Origin of the sequence: Ectopseudomonas alcaliphila (assembly GCF_900101755.1) — a bacterium.
GTDB classification, from domain to species: Bacteria; Pseudomonadota; Gammaproteobacteria; order Pseudomonadales; family Pseudomonadaceae; genus Aquipseudomonas; species Aquipseudomonas alcaliphila.
Map to the genome: position 1 here is coordinate 564111 of NZ_FNAE01000001.1, position 24698 is coordinate 588808.

25 protein-coding genes are annotated in these 24698 nt (G+C 64.4%); 10 read left to right on the plus strand and 15 right to left on the minus strand.

What is annotated here, in order from left to right:
* Positions 1–336: 336 nt before the first annotated feature.
* Positions 337–2025 (minus strand): long-chain-fatty-acid--CoA ligase FadD2, encoded by a 1689-nt coding sequence (fadD2, locus tag BLR77_RS02695; protein WP_074675346.1) that lies wholly within the window; start codon positions 2023–2025, stop codon positions 337–339.
* 232 nt (positions 2026–2257) lie between these two features.
* On the opposite strand from fadD2, the gene BLR77_RS02700 reads away from it, so the two are divergent.
* The 5 genes from BLR77_RS02700 to codA all read left to right on the plus strand — a co-directional run bounded on the left by BLR77_RS02700 (position 2258) and on the right by codA (position 7622).
* The gene (locus tag BLR77_RS02700) at positions 2258–3208 is read left to right on the plus strand and encodes an alpha/beta hydrolase (protein ID WP_074675347.1); all 951 of its coding nucleotides are present in this window, start codon (positions 2258–2260) and stop codon (positions 3206–3208) included.
* On the plus strand, positions 3205–3675 hold the full coding sequence (locus BLR77_RS02705; RefSeq protein ID WP_074675348.1) for a MaoC family dehydratase: 471 nt from the start codon (positions 3205–3207) through the stop codon (positions 3673–3675). The genes BLR77_RS02700 and BLR77_RS02705 overlap by 4 nt, the downstream gene beginning before the upstream one ends.
* Before the next feature lie 208 nt (positions 3676–3883).
* Positions 3884–5155 carry a cytosine permease gene (codB, locus tag BLR77_RS02710; protein WP_074675349.1) on the plus strand — a complete coding sequence of 424 codons (1272 nt, stop codon included), beginning with the start codon at positions 3884–3886 and terminating at the stop codon, positions 5153–5155.
* A complete protein-coding gene (locus BLR77_RS02715) occupies positions 5152–6375 on the plus strand; it encodes a PucR family transcriptional regulator (protein ID WP_074675350.1) in 1224 nt (407 codons plus the stop codon). The genes codB and BLR77_RS02715 overlap by 4 nt, the downstream gene beginning before the upstream one ends.
* Before the next feature lie 11 nt (positions 6376–6386).
* The gene (codA, locus tag BLR77_RS02720; protein WP_074675351.1) at positions 6387–7622 is read left to right on the plus strand and encodes a cytosine deaminase; all 1236 of its coding nucleotides are present in this window, start codon (positions 6387–6389) and stop codon (positions 7620–7622) included.
* 262 nt (positions 7623–7884) lie between these two features.
* Here codA and BLR77_RS02725 read toward each other — a convergent pair whose 3' ends face one another.
* The 7 genes from BLR77_RS02725 to BLR77_RS02745 form a co-directional block, all read right to left on the minus strand.
* Positions 7885–8736: an efflux RND transporter periplasmic adaptor subunit gene (locus tag BLR77_RS02725; protein ID WP_074675352.1), complete on the minus strand. Its 852-nt coding sequence runs from the start codon at positions 8734–8736 to the stop codon at positions 7885–7887.
* A gap of 164 nt (positions 8737–8900) precedes the next feature.
* The gene (locus tag BLR77_RS02730; RefSeq protein WP_074675353.1) at positions 8901–9104 is read right to left on the minus strand and encodes a DUF1656 domain-containing protein; all 204 of its coding nucleotides are present in this window, start codon (positions 9102–9104) and stop codon (positions 8901–8903) included.
* On the minus strand, positions 9091–11079 hold the full coding sequence (locus BLR77_RS02735; RefSeq protein ID WP_074675354.1) for an FUSC family protein: 1989 nt from the start codon (positions 11077–11079) through the stop codon (positions 9091–9093). The genes BLR77_RS02730 and BLR77_RS02735 overlap by 14 nt, the downstream gene beginning before the upstream one ends.
* A 195-nt stretch (positions 11080–11274) precedes the next feature.
* A complete protein-coding gene (gene ccoM / locus BLR77_RS25885; RefSeq protein ID WP_280522799.1) occupies positions 11275–11391 on the minus strand; it encodes a cytochrome c oxidase subunit CcoM in 117 nt (38 codons plus the stop codon).
* A 200-nt stretch (positions 11392–11591) separates the two neighbouring features.
* Positions 11592–11753: a hypothetical protein gene (locus BLR77_RS25565; protein ID WP_017361613.1), complete on the minus strand. Its 162-nt coding sequence runs from the start codon at positions 11751–11753 to the stop codon at positions 11592–11594.
* Positions 11750–12349: an alpha-ketoglutarate-dependent dioxygenase AlkB family protein gene (locus BLR77_RS02740; protein ID WP_074675355.1), complete on the minus strand. Its 600-nt coding sequence runs from the start codon at positions 12347–12349 to the stop codon at positions 11750–11752. Before BLR77_RS02740 ends, BLR77_RS25565 begins: the two co-directional genes overlap by 4 nt.
* 155 nt (positions 12350–12504) lie before the next feature.
* Entirely contained in the window at positions 12505–12798 is a 294-nt protein-coding gene (locus BLR77_RS02745) for an aspartate-semialdehyde dehydrogenase (protein ID WP_074675356.1), read from the minus strand.
* A gap of 166 nt (positions 12799–12964) precedes the next feature.
* On the opposite strand from BLR77_RS02745, the gene rapA reads away from it, so the two are divergent.
* Complete coding sequence (rapA, locus tag BLR77_RS02750; RefSeq protein ID WP_074675357.1) at positions 12965–15808, plus strand: RNA polymerase-associated protein RapA; 2844 nt, start codon at positions 12965–12967, stop codon at positions 15806–15808.
* A gap of 159 nt (positions 15809–15967) precedes the next feature.
* Here the strand turns inward: rapA and BLR77_RS02755 are convergent, their stop codons facing one another.
* Complete coding sequence (locus tag BLR77_RS02755) at positions 15968–17200, minus strand: RNA polymerase sigma factor (protein WP_074675358.1); 1233 nt, start codon at positions 17198–17200, stop codon at positions 15968–15970.
* Between the two features lie 150 nt (positions 17201–17350).
* Between BLR77_RS02755 and BLR77_RS02760 the strand changes: the two genes are divergently transcribed.
* The 3 genes from BLR77_RS02760 to cmoB are packed head-to-tail and all read left to right on the plus strand — an operon-like array spanning position 17351 to position 19758.
* A complete protein-coding gene (locus BLR77_RS02760) occupies positions 17351–17992 on the plus strand; it encodes a lysoplasmalogenase (RefSeq protein ID WP_074675359.1) in 642 nt (213 codons plus the stop codon).
* Between the two features lie 57 nt (positions 17993–18049).
* Positions 18050–18793, plus strand: a complete 744-nt coding sequence (gene cmoA, locus BLR77_RS02765; protein WP_074675360.1) for a carboxy-S-adenosyl-L-methionine synthase CmoA — start codon at positions 18050–18052, stop codon at positions 18791–18793.
* The gene (gene cmoB, locus BLR77_RS02770; protein WP_074675361.1) at positions 18790–19758 is read left to right on the plus strand and encodes a tRNA 5-methoxyuridine(34)/uridine 5-oxyacetic acid(34) synthase CmoB; all 969 of its coding nucleotides are present in this window, start codon (positions 18790–18792) and stop codon (positions 19756–19758) included. Before cmoA ends, cmoB begins: the two co-directional genes overlap by 4 nt.
* 21 nt (positions 19759–19779) lie before the next feature.
* Here cmoB and BLR77_RS02775 read toward each other — a convergent pair whose 3' ends face one another.
* Complete coding sequence (locus BLR77_RS02775) at positions 19780–20055, minus strand: hypothetical protein (RefSeq protein ID WP_074675362.1); 276 nt, start codon at positions 20053–20055, stop codon at positions 19780–19782.
* A 116-nt stretch (positions 20056–20171) separates the two neighbouring features.
* Here BLR77_RS02775 and BLR77_RS02780 point away from each other — a divergent pair, with 116 nt between their 5' ends.
* Positions 20172–21056 (plus strand): LysR substrate-binding domain-containing protein, encoded by an 885-nt coding sequence (locus BLR77_RS02780; RefSeq protein WP_074675363.1) that lies wholly within the window; start codon positions 20172–20174, stop codon positions 21054–21056.
* A gap of 131 nt (positions 21057–21187) precedes the next feature.
* Here the strand turns inward: BLR77_RS02780 and pdxJ are convergent, their stop codons facing one another.
* The 5 genes from pdxJ to BLR77_RS02805 are packed head-to-tail and all read right to left on the minus strand — an operon-like array spanning position 21188 to position 24629.
* Complete coding sequence (gene pdxJ, locus BLR77_RS02785; protein WP_074675364.1) at positions 21188–21934, minus strand: pyridoxine 5'-phosphate synthase; 747 nt, start codon at positions 21932–21934, stop codon at positions 21188–21190.
* Complete coding sequence (gene recO, locus BLR77_RS02790; RefSeq protein ID WP_074675365.1) at positions 21927–22616, minus strand: DNA repair protein RecO; 690 nt, start codon at positions 22614–22616, stop codon at positions 21927–21929. The genes pdxJ and recO overlap by 8 nt, the downstream gene beginning before the upstream one ends.
* A gap of 57 nt (positions 22617–22673) precedes the next feature.
* Positions 22674–23573 carry a GTPase Era gene (gene era / locus BLR77_RS02795; protein WP_074675366.1) on the minus strand — a complete coding sequence of 300 codons (900 nt, stop codon included), beginning with the start codon at positions 23571–23573 and terminating at the stop codon, positions 22674–22676.
* Complete coding sequence (gene rnc, locus BLR77_RS02800) at positions 23566–24255, minus strand: ribonuclease III (RefSeq protein ID WP_074675367.1); 690 nt, start codon at positions 24253–24255, stop codon at positions 23566–23568. The genes era and rnc overlap by 8 nt, the downstream gene beginning before the upstream one ends.
* Positions 24252–24629 carry a DUF4845 domain-containing protein gene (locus BLR77_RS02805; RefSeq protein ID WP_074675368.1) on the minus strand — a complete coding sequence of 126 codons (378 nt, stop codon included), beginning with the start codon at positions 24627–24629 and terminating at the stop codon, positions 24252–24254. Before BLR77_RS02805 ends, rnc begins: the two co-directional genes overlap by 4 nt.
* Between the last annotated feature and the right edge of the window lie 69 nt (positions 24630–24698).

Consider the following 24698-nt stretch of genomic DNA (forward strand, 5'->3'; position numbering starts at 1 on the left):
TGTGTGTATAGCTCGCTTTCCCGCTGGCCCAGGGCCCGGAAGCGCGCCGAGAGTAGCAGCTTTGCCAGAGGCCGACCAGCACCATACATGGCCCAAAGAGTCGCGAAAGTGACCAGAAAAGACAGTAAAGTCACAAACGATCTTTATCTTCGCGAACCCGCGAAAAGCCTCTAGCTCGCATATTGCAGCGCGTAGAGCCTAGCTCGTCTCTGCCGCCGGTGCAGCAAGGGACTGCATGAAACACGCGAAGGTAGTTACCAAATCACAACAATTGGACTGCCCGATGGCAGCTGAGGCGGGAAAGCCCCTCCCCTGCATCAGGGAGGGGCCTTTGGGTCAGGCGATGTCGCGCAGTTCGCGACGCAGGATCTTGCCGACCGGGGTCATCGGCAAGGCGTCCTTGAACACGATGTGCTTGGGCACCTTGTAGCCGGTGAAGTTTTCCTTGCAGTAGGCCTTGAGCTCCTCGACCGTGACGCTGCCGTCGCGCGGCACCACGAACAGCTTGACCACCTCCCCCGACTTCTCGTCCGGCACGCCGATGGCCGCGCAACTGGCGACCTTCGGGTGGGCCATGACCACGTCCTCGATCTCGTTGGGGTACACGTTGAAACCCGAGACGATGATCATGTCCTTCTTGCGGTCGACGATACGCACGAAGCCGTCGGTGTCGATCACGGCAATGTCGCCAGTCTTGAACCAACCCTCGGCGTCGAGCACTTCGGCGGTCGCTTCTTCACGCTGCCAGTAGCCCTTCATCACCTGCGGCCCCTTGATGCACAGCTCGCCCCGCTCGCCCAGCGGCATCTCGTTGCCGTCGTCGTCGATCACCTTGAACGCCGTGCCCGGCACCGGAATGCCGACAGTGCCCAGACGCGCCTTGTCACCATAGGGGTTGGTACTGGCCACCGGCGAGGTTTCGGTCAGGCCGTAGCCTTCGACCACGGTGCAACCAGTCATCTGCTGCCAGCGCTCGGCAGTCGCCTTGACCAGCGCGGTACCGCCGGAGTTGGTGACCTTGAGGTTGGAGAAGTCGAGGTTCTTGAACTCGGGATGATCCATCAGCGCGACGAACAGGGTGTTGAGGCCCAGCAGCGCGGAAAACTTCCACTTGCCCAGCTCCTTGACGAAGCCGGGGATGTCACGTGGATTGGTGATCAACACATTCTGGTTACCGTTGACCATCATGCACATGCAGTTCGCGGTGAAGGCATAGATGTGGTACAGCGGCAGCGGCGCGATCATGATCTCCTGCCCCTGTTTCATCAGCGGCTTGCCGTCGTCACCAAGCTGCGCCAGGCAGGCGTCGACCTGCAGCATGTTGGCCACGAGATTGCCGTGGGTGAGCATGGCGCCCTTGGCCACACCAGTGGTGCCGCCGGTGTACTGCAGCACCGCAATGTCATCCTGGCTGGCCTTGACCGGCGTCAGCGCCTGGCCGTGGCCCTGCTTGAGCACCTGCTTGAAGGCAATCGCCTGGGGCAGATGGTAGTCGGGCACCATCTTCTTGACCTTCTTCACCACTGTGTTGACCAGCCAGCCCTTGAGGCTCGGCAGCATGTCGCCCATCTTGGCTTCGATCAGGTACTCGATCTCGGTATCCGGCAGCACCTCCTGCACCAGCTTGCCGAACATGTTCAGGTACACCAGCGCGCGCACGCCAGCATCCTTGAACTGGTGGCGCATCTCGCGCGCGGTGTACAGCGGGTTGGTGTTGACCACGATCAGCCCGGCACGCATGGCGCCGAACACGGCAATGGGGTACTGCAGCACATTGGGCATCTGCACCGCGATACGATCGCCCGGTTTCAGGTCGGTGTGCTTCTGCAGGTAGGCGGCGAAGGTCGCGGAGAGACGATCCAGCTCGGCATAGGTCAGCGTGACGCCAAGGTTGCTGAAGGCCGGACGGTCGGCGAAACGTTTGCATGAGCGTTCGAATACTTCGATCACCGACTTGTAGCTGGACAGGTCGATATCGTTGGGCACGCCGGGAGCGCGCTTGTCGTTCCAGAAATCAGGTTGCATTGTTCTTGTCCTCTTCCCCTGAAGTGATCTGGCCCGCAGTGCGGGACTGCCCGGAAAGTAGCAGTTCAGAGCGGCGCCGCAAATAGCTCGAAGGCGTCATTGATGGGCTGAATTTCGCAATAAATGCGGTGATTCGTAACCGATCTTTACTGCTCAGTGGAAATTCGACTGCGCTTTGCGTGATGACAGCCAAGGTGCACAATGCCGCCAACTCCCGGCACAAGGACTCGCCATGCGCCACGATACCTTCACCCTCAACGCCAGCGACGGCCTGCCGCTGCATGTCAACCACTGGTACGGTGAGGCGCCGCCCAGCGCCATGGTCATGCTGGCCCATGGCATGGCCGAGCACAGCCTGCGCTACGCACGCCTGGCCGAAGCCCTGGTAGCGGCAGGCTTCGCGCTTTACGCGCTGGACCAGCGCGGCCATGGTGCTACCGCCGAACGCGGCACCCTGGGCCACTATGCCGATGAAGACGGCTGGAGCAAGGTGGTCGGCGACCTTTCCACCCTCAACCACCACATCCGCCAGCAGCACCCGCACACGCCGATCTTCCTGTTCGGCCACAGCATGGGCAGCTACATCGGCATGGCCTACCTGATGGGGCACAGCTGCAGCCTGCAGGGCGCCGTGCTCTCCGGCTCCAATTACCAGCCCGTGACGCTGTACAAGGCCGCCCGCCTGATTGCCGGCCTCGAGCGCTGGCGCCTGGGGCCCAAGGGACGCAGCAAGGTCATCGACTTTCTCTCCTTTGGCTCGTTCAACAAGGCCTTCAAGCCCAACCGCACCGCCTTCGACTGGCTCAGCCGCGACCCGGCGGAAGTGGACAAATACGTGACCGATCCACTGTGCGGTTTCGTCTGCACCACGCAGTTGTGGTGCGACCTGCTTGAAGGCATGCAGCACATCACCCCGCCGACCAACCTGGCGCAGATCGACGCCGAGCTGCCGCTGCTGGTGATCGGCGGCTCGCGCGACCCGGTCAGCGACGGCAAGCGCCTGGGTGACCTGGCTGGCGCCCTGCGCGAGGCTGGCGTGCACGACGTACAGCTGAAGATTTATCCCGAGGCCCGTCATGAGCTGCTCAACGAGAGCAATCGCGACGAGGTCACCGCCCACCTGATCGACTGGCTACAGCAGGCGCTGAGCCAGGGTCGAAGCCCAACCAAGGAGTGTCCATGACTCAGGTCACCAATATCCCTTACGAAGCCCTCAGCGTCGGCCAGCAAGCGGCCTTCGAGAAGACCGTGGAAGAGCGCGATGTGCAGCTGTTCGCCGCCGTATCCGGCGACAACAACCCGGTGCACCTGGACGCCGCCTTCGCCGCCGAGACGATGTTCAAGGAGCGCATCGCCCATGGCATGTTCACTGGCGCCTTGATCAGCGCCGCCATCGCCTGCCGCCTGCCCGGCCCGGGCACCATCTACCTCGGCCAGCAGCTCAAGTTCACCCGCCCGGTGAAACTCGGCGACACCCTGACCGTGAAGCTGGAAGTGCTGGAAAAACTGCCGAAGAACCGCGTGCGCATCGCCACCCGCGTGTTCAACCAGGACGGCAAGCAAGTGGTCGACGGCGAAGCCGAAGTGCTCGCCCCGGCCAGCGAGCAGACCGTGACCATGCCGCCGATGCCGCAGGTCACCGTCGACTGACGCGCTGCAAGCTGGTGCGCGACCGCAGCGTCGCGCACCACTTTTGTTCTACACTCACAAATCTTGAGCGACCTGGCACTGCATAAGTACGTTTCTTTGTGCATTATGCACAAAACCCTTTGACCACCTTGCCAAGCCACCTGCTGCGCTGACTCTGGCACGCCCCCTGCTATCGCCAAGGCCTCACACCCTTACCGGAGCCAGGTCCATGAGCCACGCCACCCCCGATAGCGATTACCCCCTCAGCGAGGTGCCCAACGGCGCGCGCAAGGGGCTGTTCTCCACCGCCATCCTGTTGTTCGGTTTCACCTTCTTCACCGCCACCATGTTCGCCGGCGGCAAGATCGGCATGGCCTTCGACTTCACCACCCTGCTCTGGGCTGCAGTGATCGGTAACCTGCTGCTCGGCCTGTACGCTGCCGTGCTGGGCCTGATCGCCTGCCGCAGCGGCCTGAACTCGGTACTGATGGGTCGCTTCTGCTTCGGCGAAATGGGCAGCAAGCTGTCCGACGTGCTCCTGGGTTTCACCCAGATCGGCTGGTACGCCTGGGGCACGGCGACCATCGCCATCGTTCTGGTGAAGATTCTCGGCCTGCCCGAAAGCCTGACCATCCCGCTGATGGTGCTGTTCGGCTTCGGTTTCTGCCTCACTGCCTTCGTCGGCTACAAGGGCCTCGATCTGCTCTCGCGCGTCGCCGTGCCGGCCATGCTGGTGCTGCTGGTGGCTTCGCTGTGGATCGCCACCCGTGATATCGGCGGCCTCGCCGGGCTGCTGGCAGTGGAACCGTCCGAAAGCATGAGCCTGAGCGTGGCCATCACCCTGGTGTTCGGCACCTTCGTCAGTGGCGCCACCCAGGCCACCAACTGGACGCGTTTCGCCAAAAGCGGCCGCATCGCAGTGCTGGCCAGCCTGTTCGGCTTCTTCATCGGTAACGGCCTGATGATCATTGCCGGGGCCTACGGCGCAATCGTCTACCAGCAACCGGACGTGGTCGAAGTACTGGTGCTGCAGGGGCTGTCCATGGCCGCCGTGGTCATGCTCTTCCTCAACCTGTGGACCACCCAGGACAACACCATCTACAACTTCGCCGCCGCCGGCTGCAACCTGCTGCGCACCGGCAAGCGCAAGACAGTGACCCTGGTCGGCGCCGGCATCGGTACCCTGCTGGCCATCGGCGGCATGTACGAAATGCTGATTCCCTTCCTGATCCTGCTCGGCTCGATCATCCCGCCGATTGGCGGCGTGATCATGGCCGACTTCTTCTACGGCCACCGCGCGCGCTACCCGAAACTGGCCGATGTGCGCCTACCGACGTTCAACTGGGTCGGCCTGGGCGCCTACCTGATCGGCGCACTGAGCGCCTACTTCTCGCCCTGGGTCGCGCCGCTGGTCGGCATTGCCGTGGCTGCCGTGGTTTACGTCGTGCTGTTCGAACTTCACAAGGCCCTGGCCGGCCGCCAGCAGGTCGCCGGCGCGTGAACCTGACCGTCGCCGACGTGCTCGCACTACCCGGCCTGGCCAGCATGCACCTGCGTGCTGGTAGGGCCGGACGCGACAACGCCGTGCGCTGGCCCTACGTGGCCGAAAATGAAGGCATCGCCGATTGGGTGATGGGCGGCGAGCTGATCTTCGTCACCGGCATCAACCACCCGCGCGACGAAGCCAACCTGCTGCGCCTGGTGCGCGAGGGCCATGAGCGTGTAGTCGCCGGCATGGTCATCCTCACCGGCGCCGAGTTCATCCAGACCATCCCGCCAAGCGTCATCGCAGAGGCCGAGCGCCTGAATCTGCCGCTGATCGAGCAGCCCTACGCACTGAAGATGGTAGTGGTCACCCAGGCCATCGGCACCGCGCTGGTGCAGGCGCAGCAGCTCGGGCGCTCGCGCCAGCACGTGCTGGAACAGGTGCTCGACGGTGATTACCAGTCGCTCGAGGCGTTGTTGCAACGCGGCGACAGTCTCGGCCTGGCCCTGCACCTGCCACGTCAGGTGGCGCTGCTGCGTCTCGATGGCAGCGAGCAACTGTTCGGCGACCTGCCTGACGAAGACGCCGAGCGCCAGCTGCAAAGCCGCCAGCAACTGCTGCAACGACGCCTGGAGCAGTGCCTCGGCGAACTGGGCGACGCCCTGCCGCTGGTCAGCCAGGGCCGTCACTGGATCGCCCTGCTGCCCTGTCCCGATGCCCACACCGAAGCGCGCAATCGCCAGGCCATGACCGCGCTGCTCGACGAGCTGCGCCCGCAGCTCGGCCCGCTGCGACTGTTTCTTGGCTTGGGCAGCGCGGGCTGCGATGCGCCCCGTTTCGCTCAAGGCCTGGGGGAAGCGCGTCAGGCGCTGACCGTGGCGCAACGCTTTCCCGAGCGCCTGGGCCTGTGCAGTTTCAACGAACTGGGCGTGCTGGAGCTGCTCGGCGCGATCCGCGACCGCAGTCTGCTGGATCGCTTCGTCGAGCGCGTGCTTGGCCCGCTGATCGGCGACGACTCGCGCCACCAGCCGGTGCTGATGCCGACCCTGGAAGCCTGGTTCCAGGAGAACGGCAACCTGGCATTGGCCGCACAACGCCTGAACGTTCACCGCAACACCCTGAGCTACCGTCTACAGCGCATCGAAGCGCTGACCGGCTGCTCGTTCGAAGATCCGCACGACCGCCTGAACATCAGCGTTGCGCTGTTGATCCGGCGCCTGTCGTCGCCTGCCTGAGAGGAAATCCGATGATCATCCACAATGCCCGCCTGCGCGGCCGCGACGGCCTGCACCGCATCACCCTGGACGGCGAGCGCATCGCCGCCATCGACGCCCAGCACACCCTGCCCCCCATCGCCGAAGGCGATCTGGACGCCGTCGGCAATCTCGTCGTGCCGCCCTTCGTCGAGCCGCACATCCACCTCGACGCCACCCTCACCGCCGGCGAGCCGGCATGGAACATGAGCGGCACGCTGTTCGAGGGCATCGAGCGCTGGGCCGAGCGCAAAGCGCTGGTGACCCACGAGGACACCAAGACCCGCGCGCGCAAGACCATCGACATGCTGGTCGACCACGGCATCCAGCACGTGCGCACCCACGTCGACGTCACCGACCCGACCCTGGCCGCGCTCAAGGCCATGCTCGAAGTGCGCGAGGAAACCCGCCACCTGATCGACCTGCAGATCGTCGCCTTCCCGCAGGAGGGCATCGAGTCCTATGCCAATGGTCGTGCACTGATGGAGCAGGCCATCGAGCTGGGCGCCGACGTGGTCGGCGGCATCCCGCATTTCGAGAACACCCGCGACCAGGGCGTGGCGTCGATCAAGTTCCTCATGGATCTGGCCGAACGCACCGGCTGCCTGGTGGACGTGCACTGCGACGAAACCGACGACCCGCAATCGCGCTTTCTCGAAGTATTGGCCGAAGAAGCCCGCGTGCGCGGCATGGGCGCGCGGGTCACCGCCAGCCACACCACAGCCATGGGCTCCTATGACAACGCCTACTGCTCCAAGCTGTTCCGCCTGCTGAAGATGAGCGGCATCAGCTTCATCTCCTGCCCCACCGAAAGCATCCACCTGCAGGGCCGTTTCGACACCTACCCGAAACGCCGCGGTCTGACCCGCGTGGCGGAGATCGACCGCGCCGGGATGAATGTCTGCTTCGGTCAGGACTCCATCGTCGACCCCTGGTATCCGTTGGGCAACGGCAACATCCTGCGCATCCTCGAAGCCGGCCTGCACATCTGCCACATGCTCGGCTACGAAGACCTCAAGCGCAGCCTGGACCTGATCACCGACAACTCGGCGCGCGCGCTGAACCTGGGTGAAGGTTATGGACTGGAAGTGGGTCGCCCGGCCAACCTGCTGATTCTCTCGGCGCCGGACGATTACGAGATGGTGCGCAGCCAGGGCCACGCGCTGGTGTCGGTCCGCCACGGCAAGGTGCTGATGCGCCGCACGCCGGCCAGTATCGAGCGCGCCTGACGCTCAAATGTGGGAGGGGCTTTAGCCGCGACAACCTTTGCAACCGTAGGGTGGATGACGCTTTTTTCATCCACCATCGCGTCAGTCCAGGCGGTGGACAAGCTTCGCGTTGTCCACCCTACGAACTGAGGTACCGCATCCCCACCAGCATCGAACGCACCTGATGCAATTTGTAGGAGCCCCGCCCCGGGGCGAATAGTAGGTTCACGACGTTGCCTGAACCATTCGCCGCGAGGCGCGGCTCCTACAAGCCAGAACCGCTTTACTCCACCCGCACGCTGGCGGTCATGCCGGCGCTCAGCACCACGCCCTCGGGTACCTGATCAAGCCTGATACGTACCGGAATGCGCTGCGCCAGACGTACCCAGTTGAAGGTCGGCTCGACATCGGCCAGCAACTGCCCGTCCGGGCTGGCGTTGCGGTCGGTGATACCGCGACTGATGCTGTCCACCTCACCGCGAAGCTGCTGATCCCCCCCCATCAGCCAGACCTCCACCGGCGCGCCGACCTGAATGCGCGGCAGCTTGGTCTCCTCGAAATACGCCTGCACGTAGAACGATTGGGTGTCCACCAACGCCATCACCGCCTGCCCGGCATTCACATAGTTACCCTGGGCCAGCACCAGGTTGGTGATCTGCCCGTCGCGCGGGGCATGCACTTCGCTGCGTGCCAGATTCAGCTCGGCCACACGCAGGTCGGCCTGCGCTTCGCGATATTCACCGCGCGCCATCTCGGCATTGATCTGCGCGTTCTCCAGCAATTCGGCGCTGATCGCCTGGGCACCCAGGCGGGAGCGACGCGAGGCCTCGTGCTCGCGCAGGCTCAATTGCTGGCGGCGAATATCCACCACCGCCTTGGCCTTCTCCACCGCCGCCTGATAGCGGTCACGATCGATGCTCATCAGCAGGTCGCCGGCCTTGACCTGCTGGTTGTCGCGCACCTTGAGCTCGACCACCCAGCCGGACACGTCCGGGGCGATGGTCACCACGTCGGCGCGCACGCGGGCGTCACGCGTCCAGGGCGAGTACATGTAGTGTTGCCAGATCCAGGAGCCGGCGAAGATCGCCACCACCACCATGGCCAGGGTTATGCCGACTCGAATGGTCGAACGCATGTCGCTCTCCTTAATGTCTCCGCAAAGCTTGTTCAGCATCTCGCGAGCTAGAGCCATGCAAGGCAAAAACAGGCGAGGAAGCGGAGTTTACGAGTTTGTAAATGAGCATTCCGACCCTGTTTTTAACGCCGCAGGGCCGACGCGCAGCAGGTGCTGGCAAGCTTTCAAGTCGCCAGGACGGCGATTACCGCCGCCAGCACGCAGACATACAAGGCACAATCGAACAGGGCTTCGTGCCAGATCCAGCGCGACAGCCCGATGCGCTGCAACCCCAGGCGCAACACGCCAGTCAGTAGCAGCGCCAATACCGCGTAGGCCGCCATCGGGCTCAGCAATACGCCGCCCAGCGACCATTCATGTAAGCCCATGGGCCTCCCCTTTCACGTGACACCAGTGGCGCCAGCCGTTTTGCAGTTGCAACAGCGCCGCCTCGGCCAGACGCTTGTCGATGCTGGGCGTGCAGGCGCGCAGGGCCTCCTGCAGCTCGGCCACCGCTGCGTTCAGATCGTCTTCACGGCCCGGCGCCGGCCCACGTTCCAGAGCATCATCGAGGCGTTCCAGGAAACGCCGCTGCGACCGTGCCAGGCCGGCATCGGCATTGGCCAGGCACTTGCGCAGATGCAGCAACTCGTCGCCCAGATCGAGTCCGGCCACGCCATCGTCCCAGCGGCTGCGTGCCTGGTCCGGCCGCGCCGGATAGTGCCGCGCCAGCTGGATCAGGCGGTCGGCCATGCGCCCGCCGAACCAGTTTTCGGCGCGGCCCAGATCGCGCCGGGTCAGGCGTCCGAGGTCGGTCAGGATCGCCTGCATCAGGCGTCGCCCGTGCCAGACCGGATTGCGCAGCACCACCAGCTTGAAGGCCATCACCGCACACCCCACGCCCATCAGCATGCCGGGCGCTTCATTGAGGAAGAACTCGACGTTATAGCCGACACCCGGCGCCGGCAGGCAGAGCACGATGAAGTGCAGGCAGAACGACGTGGAGGTGGCGGCCGTCGCCGGCTTGGCCATGCCCAGCACACCAAAGAACAACGGCACGCCCAGCACCATGCAGAGCATGACGAAGCCGTCGATCTGCGGCATCAGAATCTGTCCGACGAAGAACGCCACTGGCAGTGCGTAGAAGATGCCGCGCAGAAACATCATGCCGATCTGCGGGGCGGCTTCGAGCCGGGCGAACAGGCTGCACACCACGCAGGCCAGCAGCAGCGCACCAGTGGCGTGGGTCCAGCCAGTGGCCAGCCAGAACGCGGCCAGAACCAGGAAGGTCAGCGCGCTGCGCGAGCCATACACCAGTGCGGTCTGCCAGTCGTAATGCCAGGACAAGGCGCGCGGTGCATCGGCCGGCGCCCTGCCCGCCTCGACTGCGAGCAACGCTCGACTGGCGTCCTCGACGCGCAACAGCAGCACCATCAAGCGTTCCAGGCACAGTTGCTGCCCACTGCTCAGTTCTTCGTCCTGCGCCGCCTGACGCAGTTGCTCGACAAGCTCCAGCAAGCCTTCTGGCTGCGCCTGCTGCAGGCGCTCATCCACCACTTGCAGCCAGGGTGCAACGGCCTGAGCTTCGGCGCTGCTCAGCTGTCGCCACTGCCGCGCTACTCCGCGGGCAAGGCGCAGCATGCCGAGCAGATCGCGACTCAGCACCCGCAGCGCCACGGCACGCTGGCGACCGCGAGCGCCCTCGAACCAGGCGTGCTCCCGCTGAGCATCAACGGCGACGATCCGCGCCAAGACTTCCAGCAAGCCTTGGCGGGCGTCAGCTTCACCAGCCAGCGCCTGACGCGAGGCTGCCACGCCAGCCTGCCAGGCGTTACGCGCCTGCTGCGCCAGTTGTCGCTCGACGCGCTGCGGCCAGAGCAAGGCGCTGCTCAGGGTGGCGCAGATGATACCCAGGCAGATTTCCGTGCAGCGGGCGATGGCTTCGTCGAACACCACATGCGGCTTGCCGATGGCCGGCAAGGCGATGATCGCCACCGTGTAGCCAGCCAGCACGAAAGAATACGACCAGGCGCTGCGCAACATGGTCGAAGATGCCGTACACAGCGCCAGCCACAGGGCGAATGCCAGCAGGAACAGCAACGGCGCCTGGGCGAACAGCCCCATCATCACCACCGCCATGAAGGTGCCGACCAGCGTGCCGAGCAGCCGCGCCAGGCCCTTCTGCACCACCATGCCTGACAGCGGCTGGGCGACGATGAAGGCGGTCATCAGCGCCCACTGCGGCTGCTCCAGGCCAAAACGCAGCGCGCACCACAACGCCAGACCGCCGCCGAGCAGGGTCTTGATGGCGAATTGAACGGCTTGCGAGCTTGGCGCGAGAAACGCCAGCAAGGAATCACGCACGGTGGCTACCTGAAGAAATCCCAGCTCTGAACATAGCTGTAGCGATTGGGTTGCGCCTCCATGCGAAACTCAATTATTAGCTAGCTAAGCATTTATGTCCAGACGGTGCCGCGATCCCAGGCGGGCAGCGCGCAAATAAAAAAAGGGCGACCGAAGTCGCCCGAATTGCCTTGCGTGCCCTGTGAACCGGAAGGATCAGCTCTGCTTGCGCTTGTGCGCATCCTTCCAGATGAAGTAACCGACGCCCCCGAAGAACGCGACCATCAGAAGTACGGTGCCGATGCCGGCGAGAACCACTGTATCGACGAACATGGCTGCCTCCTGTTGTGCCTGTCTGTCTGGGATGGCTTCACGTTATCAGCGCTGGCGGCGGGAAAATTGATCTGGGTCAATGGCTGGAGAGCAGGCGCGAGCGGGCCATTGGCAATACTGACCCAGGTCAAGAAATCGAGGGGGTACGAAGCGGGAAACACGGCCAGGCAGCCGTGCAAAACGATTGAACGGCGGGAGTTTCAGCGCTTCTTGGGCTTGCTCTTGGACTTCTTCTTGGCCTTGCCGATCGGCAATACCTGCTCGAAGACCTGGCGCATCTCGTTGAGGCGCTTGTCGTTGAGGTCGTGGATACGCTTGTCGCGCTCGGCGGCGAAATCGATCAGCTTGTCATCGTTGCTCATAGCGGAAACCGGATCAGGCGAAAGGTCAGATTCAGGCGTGGCGCGCAGGCTTGGCGCGTCTTCGCCACTTGATGTTGCCAATGATGCTGGGTCGGCCCGTGCATGACCAGTAGCGAAGCATGCTGCAGCGTCAGCGAATGTTCGATGCGCGTGCTGCCGACGCGGCGCAGGTCGAAACGCCGGCTACCGCCCAGGTTGAGCGAGGCAATCAATGGATTGCGCCCCAACTCGGGCTCAGCATCGCTGTGCCAGCCCATGGAATCCTGGCCGTCGCGGTAATGATTGAGCAGCACAGCATTGAGCGGCTGCCCGACCTCCCTCATGACCCGTTGGCGAATATCCTCCAGCAAGGGCGTCCAGGGCAACGGCTCGTGCACCTTCCCGGAATAGCGATAACGCGCTTCGGGCTCGCCATACCAGGCGGTCAGCCGCGGCGTTCGGTGATAGCGACCATGAATGAACAACTCCGGTTGCTGCCAGGGCGTTTGCTCGACCAGCGCGTGCAACCAACTGTCGGCCAGGGCGGCGTCGATCCAGTCGGGCAGATAGTCCAGCTCGGCGTCGGCGAGTGCGGGCAAGGGGTCGGCGAACAGCATGACAACACTCCGGAGCTAACCTAGCAAAAGTTAAAAGTCTCGCGAGCTAGAGCCATGCAAGGCAAAAGCTGGCGAGGAAGCGGAGTGTACTTTTGTACATGAGCATTACTCGCCAGCTTTTAACGCAGCAGGGCCGACGCGCAGCAGACTTTTAATCAGACTTCAACGTCTACCCACAGCCCCTGCCGTGGCAGATCTCCGAGCGCCTGCTCCACCTCTTCCGGCTCGGCCTCGGCCAGCTGTTCCGGGGTGTAGCCACGCCGCTGGCGGCGGCGCTGTTCTTCGCGCAGCAGCTCCTCGGTTTCCTGCGGGTGCCGCTTGTCGAGGCTCAGCGCACTTTCCTTGGCGCTCGCCTCGACCGGGGTCACCGGAGGAATCTCGGGCTTGGGCTTGATCACGTCCTGCGTGGCAGTGACCGGCACCAGGCTTTGGGGGATCGGTGGCAGCATGGAACAGCACCTCCTTTGGTCAGGCTGTCGGCCCCGGGAACCGCGACTTGAGGACGCGCTCGCTACACTTTCGACTGATGGACGCGACGATAGTGCCACGACCGCTTTGGCCGTGGCGCCGCATCCGTTACCATAGCCGGCTTTTTCACGCGGGAGACAGACAGGCATGGCGCAATATCAACCGGGGCAACGCTGGATCAGTGACAGCGAAGCGGAATTGGGTCTGGGAACCATCCTCGCCGAGGACGGCCGCCTGCTCACCGTGCTCTACCCGGCCACCGGCGAAACCCGCCAGTACGCTACGCGCAATGCCCCGCTGACACGTGTGCGCTTCGCTCCGGGTGACGAGATCACCCATTTCGAAGGCTGGAAGCTCACCGTGCAGGAAGTCGAGGACATCGATGGCCTGCTGGTCTACCACGGCCTCAATGCCCAGCATCAGCCGGTGACCATGCCGGAAACCCAGCTGTCGAACTTCATCCAGTTCCGCCTGGCCAGCGATCGTCTGTTCGCCGGCCAGATCGACCCGCTATCCTGGTTCGCCTTGCGCTACCACAGCCTCGAACACAACAGCCGCCTGCTGCAGTCGTCCCTCTGGGGCCTTGGCGGTGCGCGCGCCCAACCCATCGCCCACCAGCTGCATATCGCCCGCGAAGTGGCCGACCGCATCGCCCCGCGCGTACTGCTGGCCGACGAGGTGGGTCTGGGCAAGACCATCGAAGCCGGCCTGGTGATCCATCGCCAACTGCTCTCCGGCCGCGCCAGCCGTGTGCTGATCCTGGTGCCGGAAAACCTGCAGCACCAGTGGCTGGTGGAAATGCGCCGCCGTTTCAACCTCGACGTCGCGCTGTTCGACGCCGAGCGCTTCATGGAAAGCGACGCCAGCAACCCCTTCGAGGATTGCCAGCTGGCGCTGGTCGCCCTGGAGTGGCTGAAGGACGACGAGAAAGCCCAGGACGCATTGTTCGCCGCCGGCTGGGACCTGCTGGTGGTCGACGAAGCCCACCACCTGGTCTGGCACCCGGAGCAGGCCAGCGCCGAGTATTCGCTGGTCGAGCAACTGGCCGAGGTCATCCCCGGCGTGCTGCTGCTCACCGCCACCCCGGAACAGCTCGGCCAGGACAGCCACTTCGCCCGTCTGCGCCTGCTCGACCCGGCGCGCTTCCATGACCTGCAAGCCTTCCGCGCCGAAAGCAGCCAGTACCGCCCGGTCGCCGAAGCGGTGCAGGAACTGCTCGACCAGGGCAAGCTCAGCGCCCAGGCCCGCGACGCCATCGGCGGCTTCCTCGGCGATGAAGGTCGCGAGTTGCTCGACGCCATCGATGGCGGTGACGAAGAGGCGCGGGCCCGCCTGGTGCGCGAGCTGCTGGATCGCCACGGCACCGGCCGCCTGCTGTTCCGTAATACCCGCGCCGCCGTGCAGGGCTTCCCCGAGCGCGAGCTGCACCCCTACCCGCTGCCGAGCCCGGACGAATACCTGGAGCTGCCGCTGGGCGAGCACGCCGAGCTGTATCCGGAAGTCAGCTACCAGGCGCAGGAAGAGATCGACGACGAACAACGCTGGTGGCGCATCGATCCGCGCGTCGAGTGGCTGATCGACACCCTGAAGATGCTGAAGAAATTCAAGGTACTGGTGATCTGCGCCCACGCCGAGACCGCGCTGGATCTGGAGGACGCCCTGCGCGTGCGTTCCGGCATCCCCGCCACGGTGTTCCACGAAGGCATGAGCATCCTCGAACGTGACCGCGCCGCCGCCTACTTCGCCGACGAGGAATTCGGCGCGCAGGTACTGATCTGCTCGGAGATCGGCTCCGAAGGCCGTAACTTCCAGTTCGCCCATCACCTGGTGCTGTTCGACCTGCCGGCCCACCCGGACCTGCTCGAACAGCGTATCGGCCGTCTCGACCGGATCGGCCAGAAGCACCGCATCCAGTTGCACGTGCCCTATCTGGAAAACAGTCCGCAGGAGCGCCTGTTCCAGTGGTACCACCAGGCGCTGAATGCCTTCCTCGCCACCTGCCCCACCGGCAATGCCCTGCAGCACCAGTTCGGCCCACGCCTGCTGCCGCTGCTGGAAAACGGCGACGATGGCCAGTGGCAGCAACTGGTGGACGAAGCCACCGCCGAGCGCATCCGCCTGGAAGGCGAGCTGCACAGCGGCCGCGATCGCCTGCTGGAGCTGAACTCCGGCGGTGCCGGTGAAGGCGAGGCGCTGGTCGAGGCCATCCTCGAGCAGGACGACCAGTTCACCCTGCCGATCTACATGGAAGAGCTGTTCAACGCCTTCGGTATCGACAGCGAGGACCACTCCGACAACGCCCTGATCCTGCGCCCCAGCGAAAAGATGCTGGACGCCAGCTTCCCCCTCGGCGACGACGAGGCGGTGACCGTGACCTACGATCGCGAGCAGGCCCTGGCCCGCGAAGACATGCAGTTCCTCACCTGGGAACACCCCATGGTGCAGGGCGGCATGGACCTGGTGCTGTCTGGTTCGATGGGCAACACCGCCGTCGCGCTGATCAAGAACAAGGCGCTCAAGCCCGGCACCGTGCTGCTGGAGCTGCTCTACGTCAGCGAAGTGGTCGGCCCGCGCAAGCTGCAACTGGGGCGCTTCCTGCCACCAGCCGCACTGCGCTGCCTGTTCGATGCCAATGGTAATGACCTGGCCGCCAAGGTCGGCTTCGAGACCCTCAACGATCAGTTGGAAAGCGTGCCACGGGCCAGCGCCAACAAGTTCGTCCAGGCCCAGCGCGACGTGCTGGCCAAGCAGCTCAACGACGCTGAAGCCAAGATCGCGCCACGCCATGTCGAGCGCGTGGCCGAAGCCAAGCGTCGCCTGATCGCGGAGTTGGACGAGGAACTGGCACGCCTGGTCGCCCTGCGTGCGGTCAACCCGAGCGTGCGTGACAGCGAGATCGACGCCCTGCGCGAACAGCGCGAACAGAGCCTGGCCATGTTCGACAAGGCTGCCCTGCGCCTGGAAGCGATTCGCGTACTGGTAGCGGGTTAAGCCCGTCCGCTCCGTAGAGTGCGCCATGCGCAACTCATGCGCGCACAATATTGCTGGTGCGCGCAGCACACCCTACGTGCAGCCCTACAAGCCCCGTAGCCCGGATGCAATCCGGGAGTGCGTCATCCCCGGATTGCATCCGGGCTACGGATACAGGTGCTAGGCACCCAGCTCTTCCAGCCTCTTCTGCAAAAACTGCCGATCCGGGCCCTGCTGCGCCAGCGCCAGGGCCTGGCTGTAGGCTGCAATCGCCTGCTCGCGACGGCCCAGCCGGCGCAACAGATCGGCGCGCGCTGCGTGGGCCAGGTGGTAACCGTCCAACTCACCCGTAGCCAGCAGCCGGTCGATTTCCACCAGCCCTGCCTGCTCGCCGTCATGCATGGCCAGCGCCACGGCGCGGTTGAGCTCGATCACCGGCGAAGGGTGCAGCCGCAGCAACTCGTCATACAGACCGACGATCTGTGCCCAATCGGTTTCCTCCAGGCTGGCCGCCTCGGCGTGCACGGCAGCAATCGCTGCCTGCAGGCTGTAGGGGCCGAAGCGACGCGAGTGCAGCGCCTGCAACACCAGCGCCTCGCCTTCGGCGATGAGCTCCTGGCTCCACAGGCTGCGATCCTGAGCGTCAAGCAGAATCACCTCGCCATCGACGCCGCTACGCGCAGCACGACGCGACTCGTGCAGCAGCATCAACGCCAGCAGCCCCTGCACTTCCGGCTCGGGCAGCAACTCCAGCAGCAATCGTCCCAGGCGAATGGCCTCGTCGGACAGCTGGCTGCGCGTCAGTGAGTCGCCGGAGCTGGCGAAGTAGCCCTCGTTGAACACCAGATAGACCACCCGCAACACCGCATCCAGACGCTCGGGCAACTCACTGCGCCCCGGCACCTCGTAGGGAATGCGCGCATCGCGAATCTTCGCCTTGGCCCGCACGATGCGCTGGGCCAGGGTCGACGGGCTGGAGAGGAAGGCGCGCGCAATCTCCTCGGTGGTGAGGTCGCATACCTCGCGCAGGGTCAGTGCCACCTGGGCATCGCTGCCCAGCGCCGGGTGACAGCAGGTGAAGATCAGGCGCAGGCGGTCGTCTTCGAGCAGTTCGTCCTGTTCGGCAGCATTCTCGTCGGGCAGCTCGACCTGGTCATCCAGAGGCTGGAACCGACGTTGCCGACGCAGGTTGTCGATGGCCTTGAAGCGCCCGGCAGAGACCAGCCAGGCACGTGGGTTGTCCGGCACTCCGCCCTGCGGCCATTGCTCGACCGCGCTGCGAAATGCCTCGTGCAGCGCCTCCTCGGCCAGGTCGAAATCACCCAGCAGACGGATCAGGGTGGCGAGCACCCGGCGCGACTCCGCGCGGTATAGCCGTTCGATCAGCTCGGTAACAGGTGGCGATATCGACATGCGCTTCTCCTGAACGAACCCATACGGTGCCCAATACTGCCGGCGACGTCGAGCGGCATGATTCGCCACTCGATTTGGCATCCCTCGCATTGGCAGCTGCTCGCTCGCTGGGCATAGTCGCGCCATTCCAATAACGAAGGGAGTCTTGCTATGCGTTGGTTGCTGCTCGGCCTGGCGGGTGCTGCACTATTTCTTTACGGTCGGATCACCGGCGATACGCAGCTCAGCCTGCTGACCAAGGGCATCCCGGTGATCGCCCTGCTGCTGTGGCTGCGCCAGGCACCAGCCGGCACCTACCGCCGCTGGATCGGCATTGGCCTGGTGTTCTCCCTGGCCGGCGACATCCTGCTGGACTGGCCCGGCGATCTGTTCGTGTTCGGTCTCGGCGCCTTCCTGCTCGGTCACCTGGCCTACCTGCGCGCCTACTGCTCCGACAGCCGGCAACCGGCCCTGCCCGCCCTGCTGCTGGCGCTGATCGCTGGTGGCGCGATGTTCGCCATACTGGCCAGCAGCGGCCTGGGCGAGCTGCTGATCCCGGTGGCCTGCTACGCCACGGCGATCTGTCTGATGCTCTGGCGTGCCCTCGCGCGTATCGGTCACCCGGATCTGCAGCCGCGCTCCACCTGGCTCGCCGCTGGTGGCGCCACCCTCTTCGTGCTATCCGACAGCCTGATCGGCATCGACCGTTTCGTCGCCAGCTTCGACGCCGCGCCTTACGCCATCATCCTCACCTACTGGCTCGGCCAGTGGGGCATCACCGCTTCGGCCTTCCAGCGCAGCAACAGCGCCTGACTGTTGCGCCACACTTGGCTAAAATGCCGGCCTTTTCCGCTACCCGTTGCGACTGCCGTGAGCCAAGAACCCGATCGTCTATTCGCCCAGCCTCTGCCCGAGGTGCCCGATTTCGTCTTCAACGAGGACGTGGTGCGGGTGTTTCCCGACATGATCAAGCGCTCGGTGCCCGGCTACCCGACCATCGTCGAGAACATCGGCGTGCTCGCCGGTCAGTTCGCCCAGCCGCATACGACGCTGTATGACCTCGGTGCTTCGCTCGGCGCGGTGACCCAGGCGCTGCGCCGCCACGTGCGCATAGACGGCTGCAAGGTGATCGCCGTGGACAACTCGCCAGCCATGGTCGCGCGTTGCAGCGAATACCTGCATGCCCAGGACGCCATGTTCCAGGAGTTGCTGCCGGTGGAGGTGATCGAGGCGGATATTCTCGCCCTCGACCTGCAACCCACCTCATTGGTTACGCTGAACTTCACCCTGCAGTTCGTCCCGCCGGAGCGTCGCCTGGAGCTGCTCACGCATATTCGCCAGGCACTGCTGCCGGGCGGCGCGCTGATTCTCTCGGAGAAGCTGCGTTTCGAGGACGCCGCCGAGCACGACCTGCTCACCGAGCTGCATGTCGCCTTCAAGCGTGCCAACGGCTACAGCGAACTGGAAATCGCGCAGAAGCGCAGCGCCATCGAGAAGGTGATGCTGCCCGACAGCCTCGAGCAGCACCGCCAGCGCCTGCTGGCCGCCGGTTTCAGCAAGGTGCTGCCCTGGTTCCAGTGCCTGAACTTCGCCTCGCTGGTGGCCCTGCCATGATGCGCGATCTGGACCTTGACGCCCTGCAGGCGCAACTGGCCGGCACCCCGCTGCAGGACTGGTCGGCCGACCTGCCCGGCCAGCTCGATGCCAAGCTGGCCATTGGTCACGGCGACCTGGCGCGCTGGTACGGCGCCGTCCAGGCCCTGCCGGATCTGCCGGTGAGCGAGGTGGAACTGGCCCAGCGCTTCGCCTTCGGCGGCGCCTGCGACGAGTCGAGCCGCTCGCAGTTGAATACGGCCCTGCGGGGGCTGATACCCTGGCGTAAAGGCCCGTTCGAGCTGTTCGGCGTGCATGTCGATACCGAGTGGCGCTCGGACTGGAAATGGCAGCGCGTCGCCCCGCATCTGAATCTGGCCGGCAAGCGCATCCTCGACGTCGGCTGCGGCAACGGCTACTACATGTGGCGTATGCTCGGCGCGGGTGCCGACAGCGTGGTCGGCATCGACCCCAACTGGCTGTTCCTCTGCCAGTTCCTGGCGATGAAACGCTACCTGCCGGATCAACCGGTGTGGCACCTGCCGCTGGCCTTCGAGGAACTGCCGGCCAAGCTGCAAGGCTTCGACACGGTGTTCTCCATGGGTGTGCTCTATCACCGTCGCTCACCCATCGATCATCTGCTCGACCTCAAGGACACCCTGGTCAAGGGCGGCGAACTGGTGCTGGAAACCCTAGTGGTCGAAGGCGATGCCGAACAGGTGCTGGTACCCGAGGATCGCTACGCGCAGATGCGCAACGTCTGGTTCCTGCCCTCGGTACCGGCGCTGGAGCGCTGGCTGCGCCGCGCCGGCTTCGAGGACGTGCGCTGCGTCGACGTCAGCACCACCTCGGTGGAAGAACAACGCGCTACCGAGTGGATGCGCTTCCAGTCGCTGCCGGAGTTCCTCGACCCGGCCGACCACAGCCGTACCGTCGAAGGTCTGCCGGCGCCGACACGCGCCGTGCTGATTGCACGTAAGCCGTAAGCCCTGGAGGCGCAATCGGCGCTACTGACCACGTAGCCAGCAGGCACGCCGCTGCGCGATCAGCCGCAGCGGCTCACCTGCGCCCTGCTCTACCACGCCGCGAGCACTGCCCAGACGAATCGAGCCCTCGATGTCCTGCGCCAGCAGGCGGCGCATGCGCCGACGCCAGAACCAGGCGCCAATCCAGTCGGTGATGGCGTTCTGCAGATCCAACGGCCACATGGCCGGCATATAGAACTCGGGCATGGGCGGACGAGATCCGTGGGCGCCGTTGTCGTGATTGCTCGAACTGTTCATGACCTTTCCTCCGTTTCGCCACCGGCCGGTGCCGGGCTTGCGATCAGAATGAAACGCGCCTATCGTTCAAACAAACGACAAATATCAAACCTCTGGTTAAGTAATATTTAACGACCATGAACGCGACAGCCCCCATCTCACCGCCGCTTCTGGAAAGCGATGTGCTACGCACCTTCGTCGCCATCGCCGATAGCGGCAGCTTTACCCGCACCGCTGCACAGGTATTTCGCAGCACGGCGGCCGTCAGCCTGCAGATCAAGCGTCTGGAGGAAACCCTCGGCCAGCGCCTGTTCATCCGCGAAGCCAGGCGCGTGCAACTGACTGCAGAGGGCGAGGTGCTGCTGGGCTACGCCAGACGCCTGCTCAAGCTCAACGAGGAAGCGGTGGCACGCTTTCTCACCCCGGCGCTGAATGGTCGCGTACGCTTCGGCACGCCGAACGATATCGGCGACCGTGTGCTGCCCGGCGTGCTGACCCTGTTCGCCCGCAGCCATCCGGCCGTGGAGGTCGAGGTGAATGTCGGGCGCAGCGTGGATCTGGTGGCGAAGCTGGATGCCGGCGAGCTGGATCTGACTCTGATCAACGCTGGCAACGACGGTCTGGATGACGCGCGCGGCGACGTGATCTATTCCGAGGAACTGGTCTGGGCCGGGCGTGATGGCGGCCTGGCCATGCAGCGCTCGCCCCTGCCGCTGGCGCTGGCCAACCCCGGCTGCGCCTGGCGCAGGACTGCGATCGATGCACTGGATCGTCAGGGTGTGGCCTATCGCATCGCCTATTCCTGCGAGCAATGCGCTGGCCAGGAAGCGGCGATGACCGCCGATCTGGCCATCGCGCCCTTCCCGCGCAGCCTGGTCAGGCCGCCGCTGCGCCGACTCGGTGCGGAACAGGGCCTGCCACCACTAGGCGAGTACCACATCAAATTGATTCGCGGCCATCAGCACAACGACGCCATCGAGGCGCTCGCCACGCAGATGATTCAGGCGTTCGCGCAGAGCTAAGTAGGGTGCGCCGTGCGCACCGGGAATACCGCGCTGCTTGCTTGGTGCGCGCAGCACACCCTGCGAAGTCAGCGTCCGGCCGATAGGTTGATCGGCGGCATAACGTTATGCGGCCCAGTGCGCGCCTACCATTAGCCGCGGTTGGCGGCGGCCACGATCAACGCCTTCATCTCGGCGACCGCCTGCTTGAAGCCCACGAACAGCGCATGTGAGACGAGCGCATGGCCGATGTTCAGCTCGTTGATGCCCATGATCGCGGCCACTGCCTCGACGTTGTGGTAATGCAGGCCGTGGCCGGCGTTGACGGTCAACCCGTGGTTCAGGCCGCAGATGACGCCATCACGAATACGCGACAGCTCATGCGCAGCCTCTTCCGCCGTGTGGGCATCGGCGTAACGGCCGGTGTGCAGTTCGATGACCGGTGCACCGACGCGCATGGCCGCTTCGATCTGCCGCTCCTCGGCGTCGATGAACAGTGATACTTCGCAACCGGCCAGGGTCAGACGCTCGACCGCTGCGGCGATACGCGCCTCCTGCCCGGCCACGTCCAGGCCACCTTCGGTGGTCAGCTCCTGACGGGTTTCCGGCACCAGGCACACGTGCGCCGGGCGAATCTGCTCGGCGAAACCGAGCATGAAGTCGGTAACGCCCATCTCGAAGTTCATCCGCGTCTGCAGCACATCGGCCAGCACGCGTACGTCGCGGTCCTGGATATGCCGGCGGTCTTCACGCAGGTGCACGGTGATGCCATCGGCGCCGGCTTCTTCGGCGTCCAGCGCCGCCTTGACCGGGTCCGGGTAGCGCGTACCACGAGCCTGGCGCAGGGTGGCGACGTGGTCGATGTTCACGCCGAGCAGAATACGATTGGCCTCAGTCACGCTTGGACTCCTTGAGCGTCATGAAAAGTTCGCGGCTGACCAGGGGCCTGCCGCCGAGATGGGGTGCCAGCGCCTGACGCATCAGACGCTTGGCGGCGGCCAGCGCGCCCGGCGTCTGCCAGTCGGCTTCGGCCATGGCCAGCAGCTCGCGGCCCTGGAACACGCCGGGCTGCAGTTGTACCACCGGCACCAGGCCGATGTCCTGCTGCCAGCGGTAAAGTGCCGTCGGATCGATGGCTTGGTCGTGCTGGTCACGATCCAGGGCGAAACCATAGCCCAGCTCATCCAGCAGGCGCCATTCGAACGCGCGCAGCAATGGCTCCAGCGGCCGTCCGGCAGCCAGCGCCTGCAGGGTCAGGCCGTAGTGTTCGAGCATTACCGGGTGCGGGTCTTCGGCCGGCAACAGGCGGATCAGCAGTTCGTTGAGATAGAGACCGGAAAACAGCGCCTCGCCCGTCAGCAACAGGGGAATGCCGGTGCTTTCCAGGCGGCCGACGGTCTTCAGCTCACCGCGCCCACGCAGCTCCAGTTCCAGCGGCGCAAAAGGCCGGGCCACGCTGCCGACCTTGCCGCGAGCGGCGCGCAGCACGGCACGCACGCGCCCCTGGACGGTGAAGAAATCCACCAGGGCGCTGCTTTCCTTGTACGGGCGGCTATGCAGAACGTAGGCGGCAGGAGTCATGTAGGTAACCGCCAGAATGCGCCATGAGCAACACCGAGGATGCCCACGGCGCCCCGATCAATCCAGGTAACCCAGCGAACGCAGGGCGCGCTCGTCATCGGACCAACCACCTTTGACCTTGACCCAGAGGTTGAGCATCACCTTGGAGTCGAACATGGTTTCCATGTCCTTGCGCGCATCCTGGCCGATGCGTTTGATGCGCTCGCCCTTGTCGCCGATAATGATCTTCTTCTGCCCGTCACGCTCCACCAGGATCAGGCCGTGGATATGCAGGATACGGCCTTCCTGTTTGAACTCCTCGATCTCCACGGTGATCTGGTACGGCAGCTCGGCGCCGAGCTGACGCATGATCTTCTCGCGGATCAGCTCGGCAGCCAGGAAGCGGCTGGAGCGGTCGGTGATCTGGTCTTCCGGGTAGAAGTGTTCGGACTCCGGCAGGCGCTCGCCCACCAGTTTCTCCAGGGTGTCGAGGTTCTGCCCCTGCAGCGCGGAGATCGGCACGATCTCGGCCTGCGGCAATTGCTCGGCCAGCCAGTTCAGGTGCGGCAAGAGCTCGCTCTTGTCTTCCAGGCGGTCGGACTTGTTGACCGCCAGCAGGATCGGGCATTTGACGTGCTGCACCTTCTCCAGCACCAACTGGTCCTCGTCGGTCCAGCGCGTGCGGTCGACCACGAACACCACCACATCGACGTCCTTCAGCGCGGAGGAAGCGCTGCGGTTCATGTAGCGGTTGAGCGCCTTGTCGTTGTGCTTGTGCAGACCTGGGGTGTCAACGTAGACGGCCTGAACCTCGCCCTCGGTCTTGATGCCGAGCATATTGTGGCGGGTGGTCTGCGGTTTGCGCGAGGTGATCGCCAGCTTCTGCCCGAGGATGTGGTTGAGCAGCGTCGACTTGCCCACATTGGGCCGGCCAACGATGGCGACGTAGCCGCAGCGGGTCACGGGTGTATCAGTCATTGCCATTCTCCACCCCGAGGGCGATCAGCGCCGCAGCCGCAGCGACTTGCTCGGCGATACGCCGGCTGCCGCCCTGGCCCAGGGTCTTTTCATTGAGTAGGGAAACCTGACACTCGACCATGAAGGTACGGCAATGCGGTTCGCCCTGAACGTCCACCACCTCGTAACGAGGCAGTTCGCAGGCACGCGATTGCAGAAATTCCTGCAGCCGCGTTTTCGGATCCTTGTTGGTGTCGACCAAGGTCAGGCCGTCCAGCTCGCCGGTCAGCCAGTCCAGCACGCGCTCGCGCGCGGCATCCATACCGGCGTCCAGATAGATGGCGCCGATCAGCGCCTCCAGGGCATCGGCGAGGATCGACTCGCGGCGAAACCCGCCGCTTTTCAGCTCACCGGAGCCCAGGCGCAGGTATTCGCCCAGTTCAAAACCGCGAGCCAGTACGGCCAACGTCTCGCCCTTGACCAGACGTGCGCGCAGGCGCGACAGCTGGCCCTCGCGAGCCTGCGGGAAGCGCTCGAACAGCGCCTCACCGGCTACGAAATTGAGGATGGCATCACCGAGAAATTCCAGCCGCTCATTGTTGCGGCCGGCGAAACTGCGATGGGTCAGTGCCAGGACCATCAGGTCCTGGTCCTTGAAGCTATAACCGAGCTTGCGCTCGAGGCGGGACAGGTTTGAACTCACGGCATCCGTACACGAAATTCTTTGTCGAAATTCACCACCAGATCGAGGTTCTCGATCAGCGGCTCGCGTTTTTCATACTTGAGGTGGACCAGAAACTCGTTGTTTTCCACCTTCACCTGCATAGCGTCGCGCATGTTCAGGTCACGAATGTTGTTGACCTGCATACCCTTGCTCACATGGTTGTAAAACTCACCGACGGTGCGCACATCCGACGCCTTGTCGGTTTCCACCGAAGTGATGATCTTCTCCAGCGACATATAGTCGAGATAATGCGGCATCACCTTGAATGCAGTGCTGGCAAAGAATGCCACCACGGCCAGAACCATCAGCCAACCCAGAATGGAAAGCCCCTGCTGCGAGCGCGCGAAAGTCATGTGTATCCCCAATGAACGGTCTTGTTGGAAAGCCTGACGGCTAGACTATTTATAGCCTGCGGCGCTGTA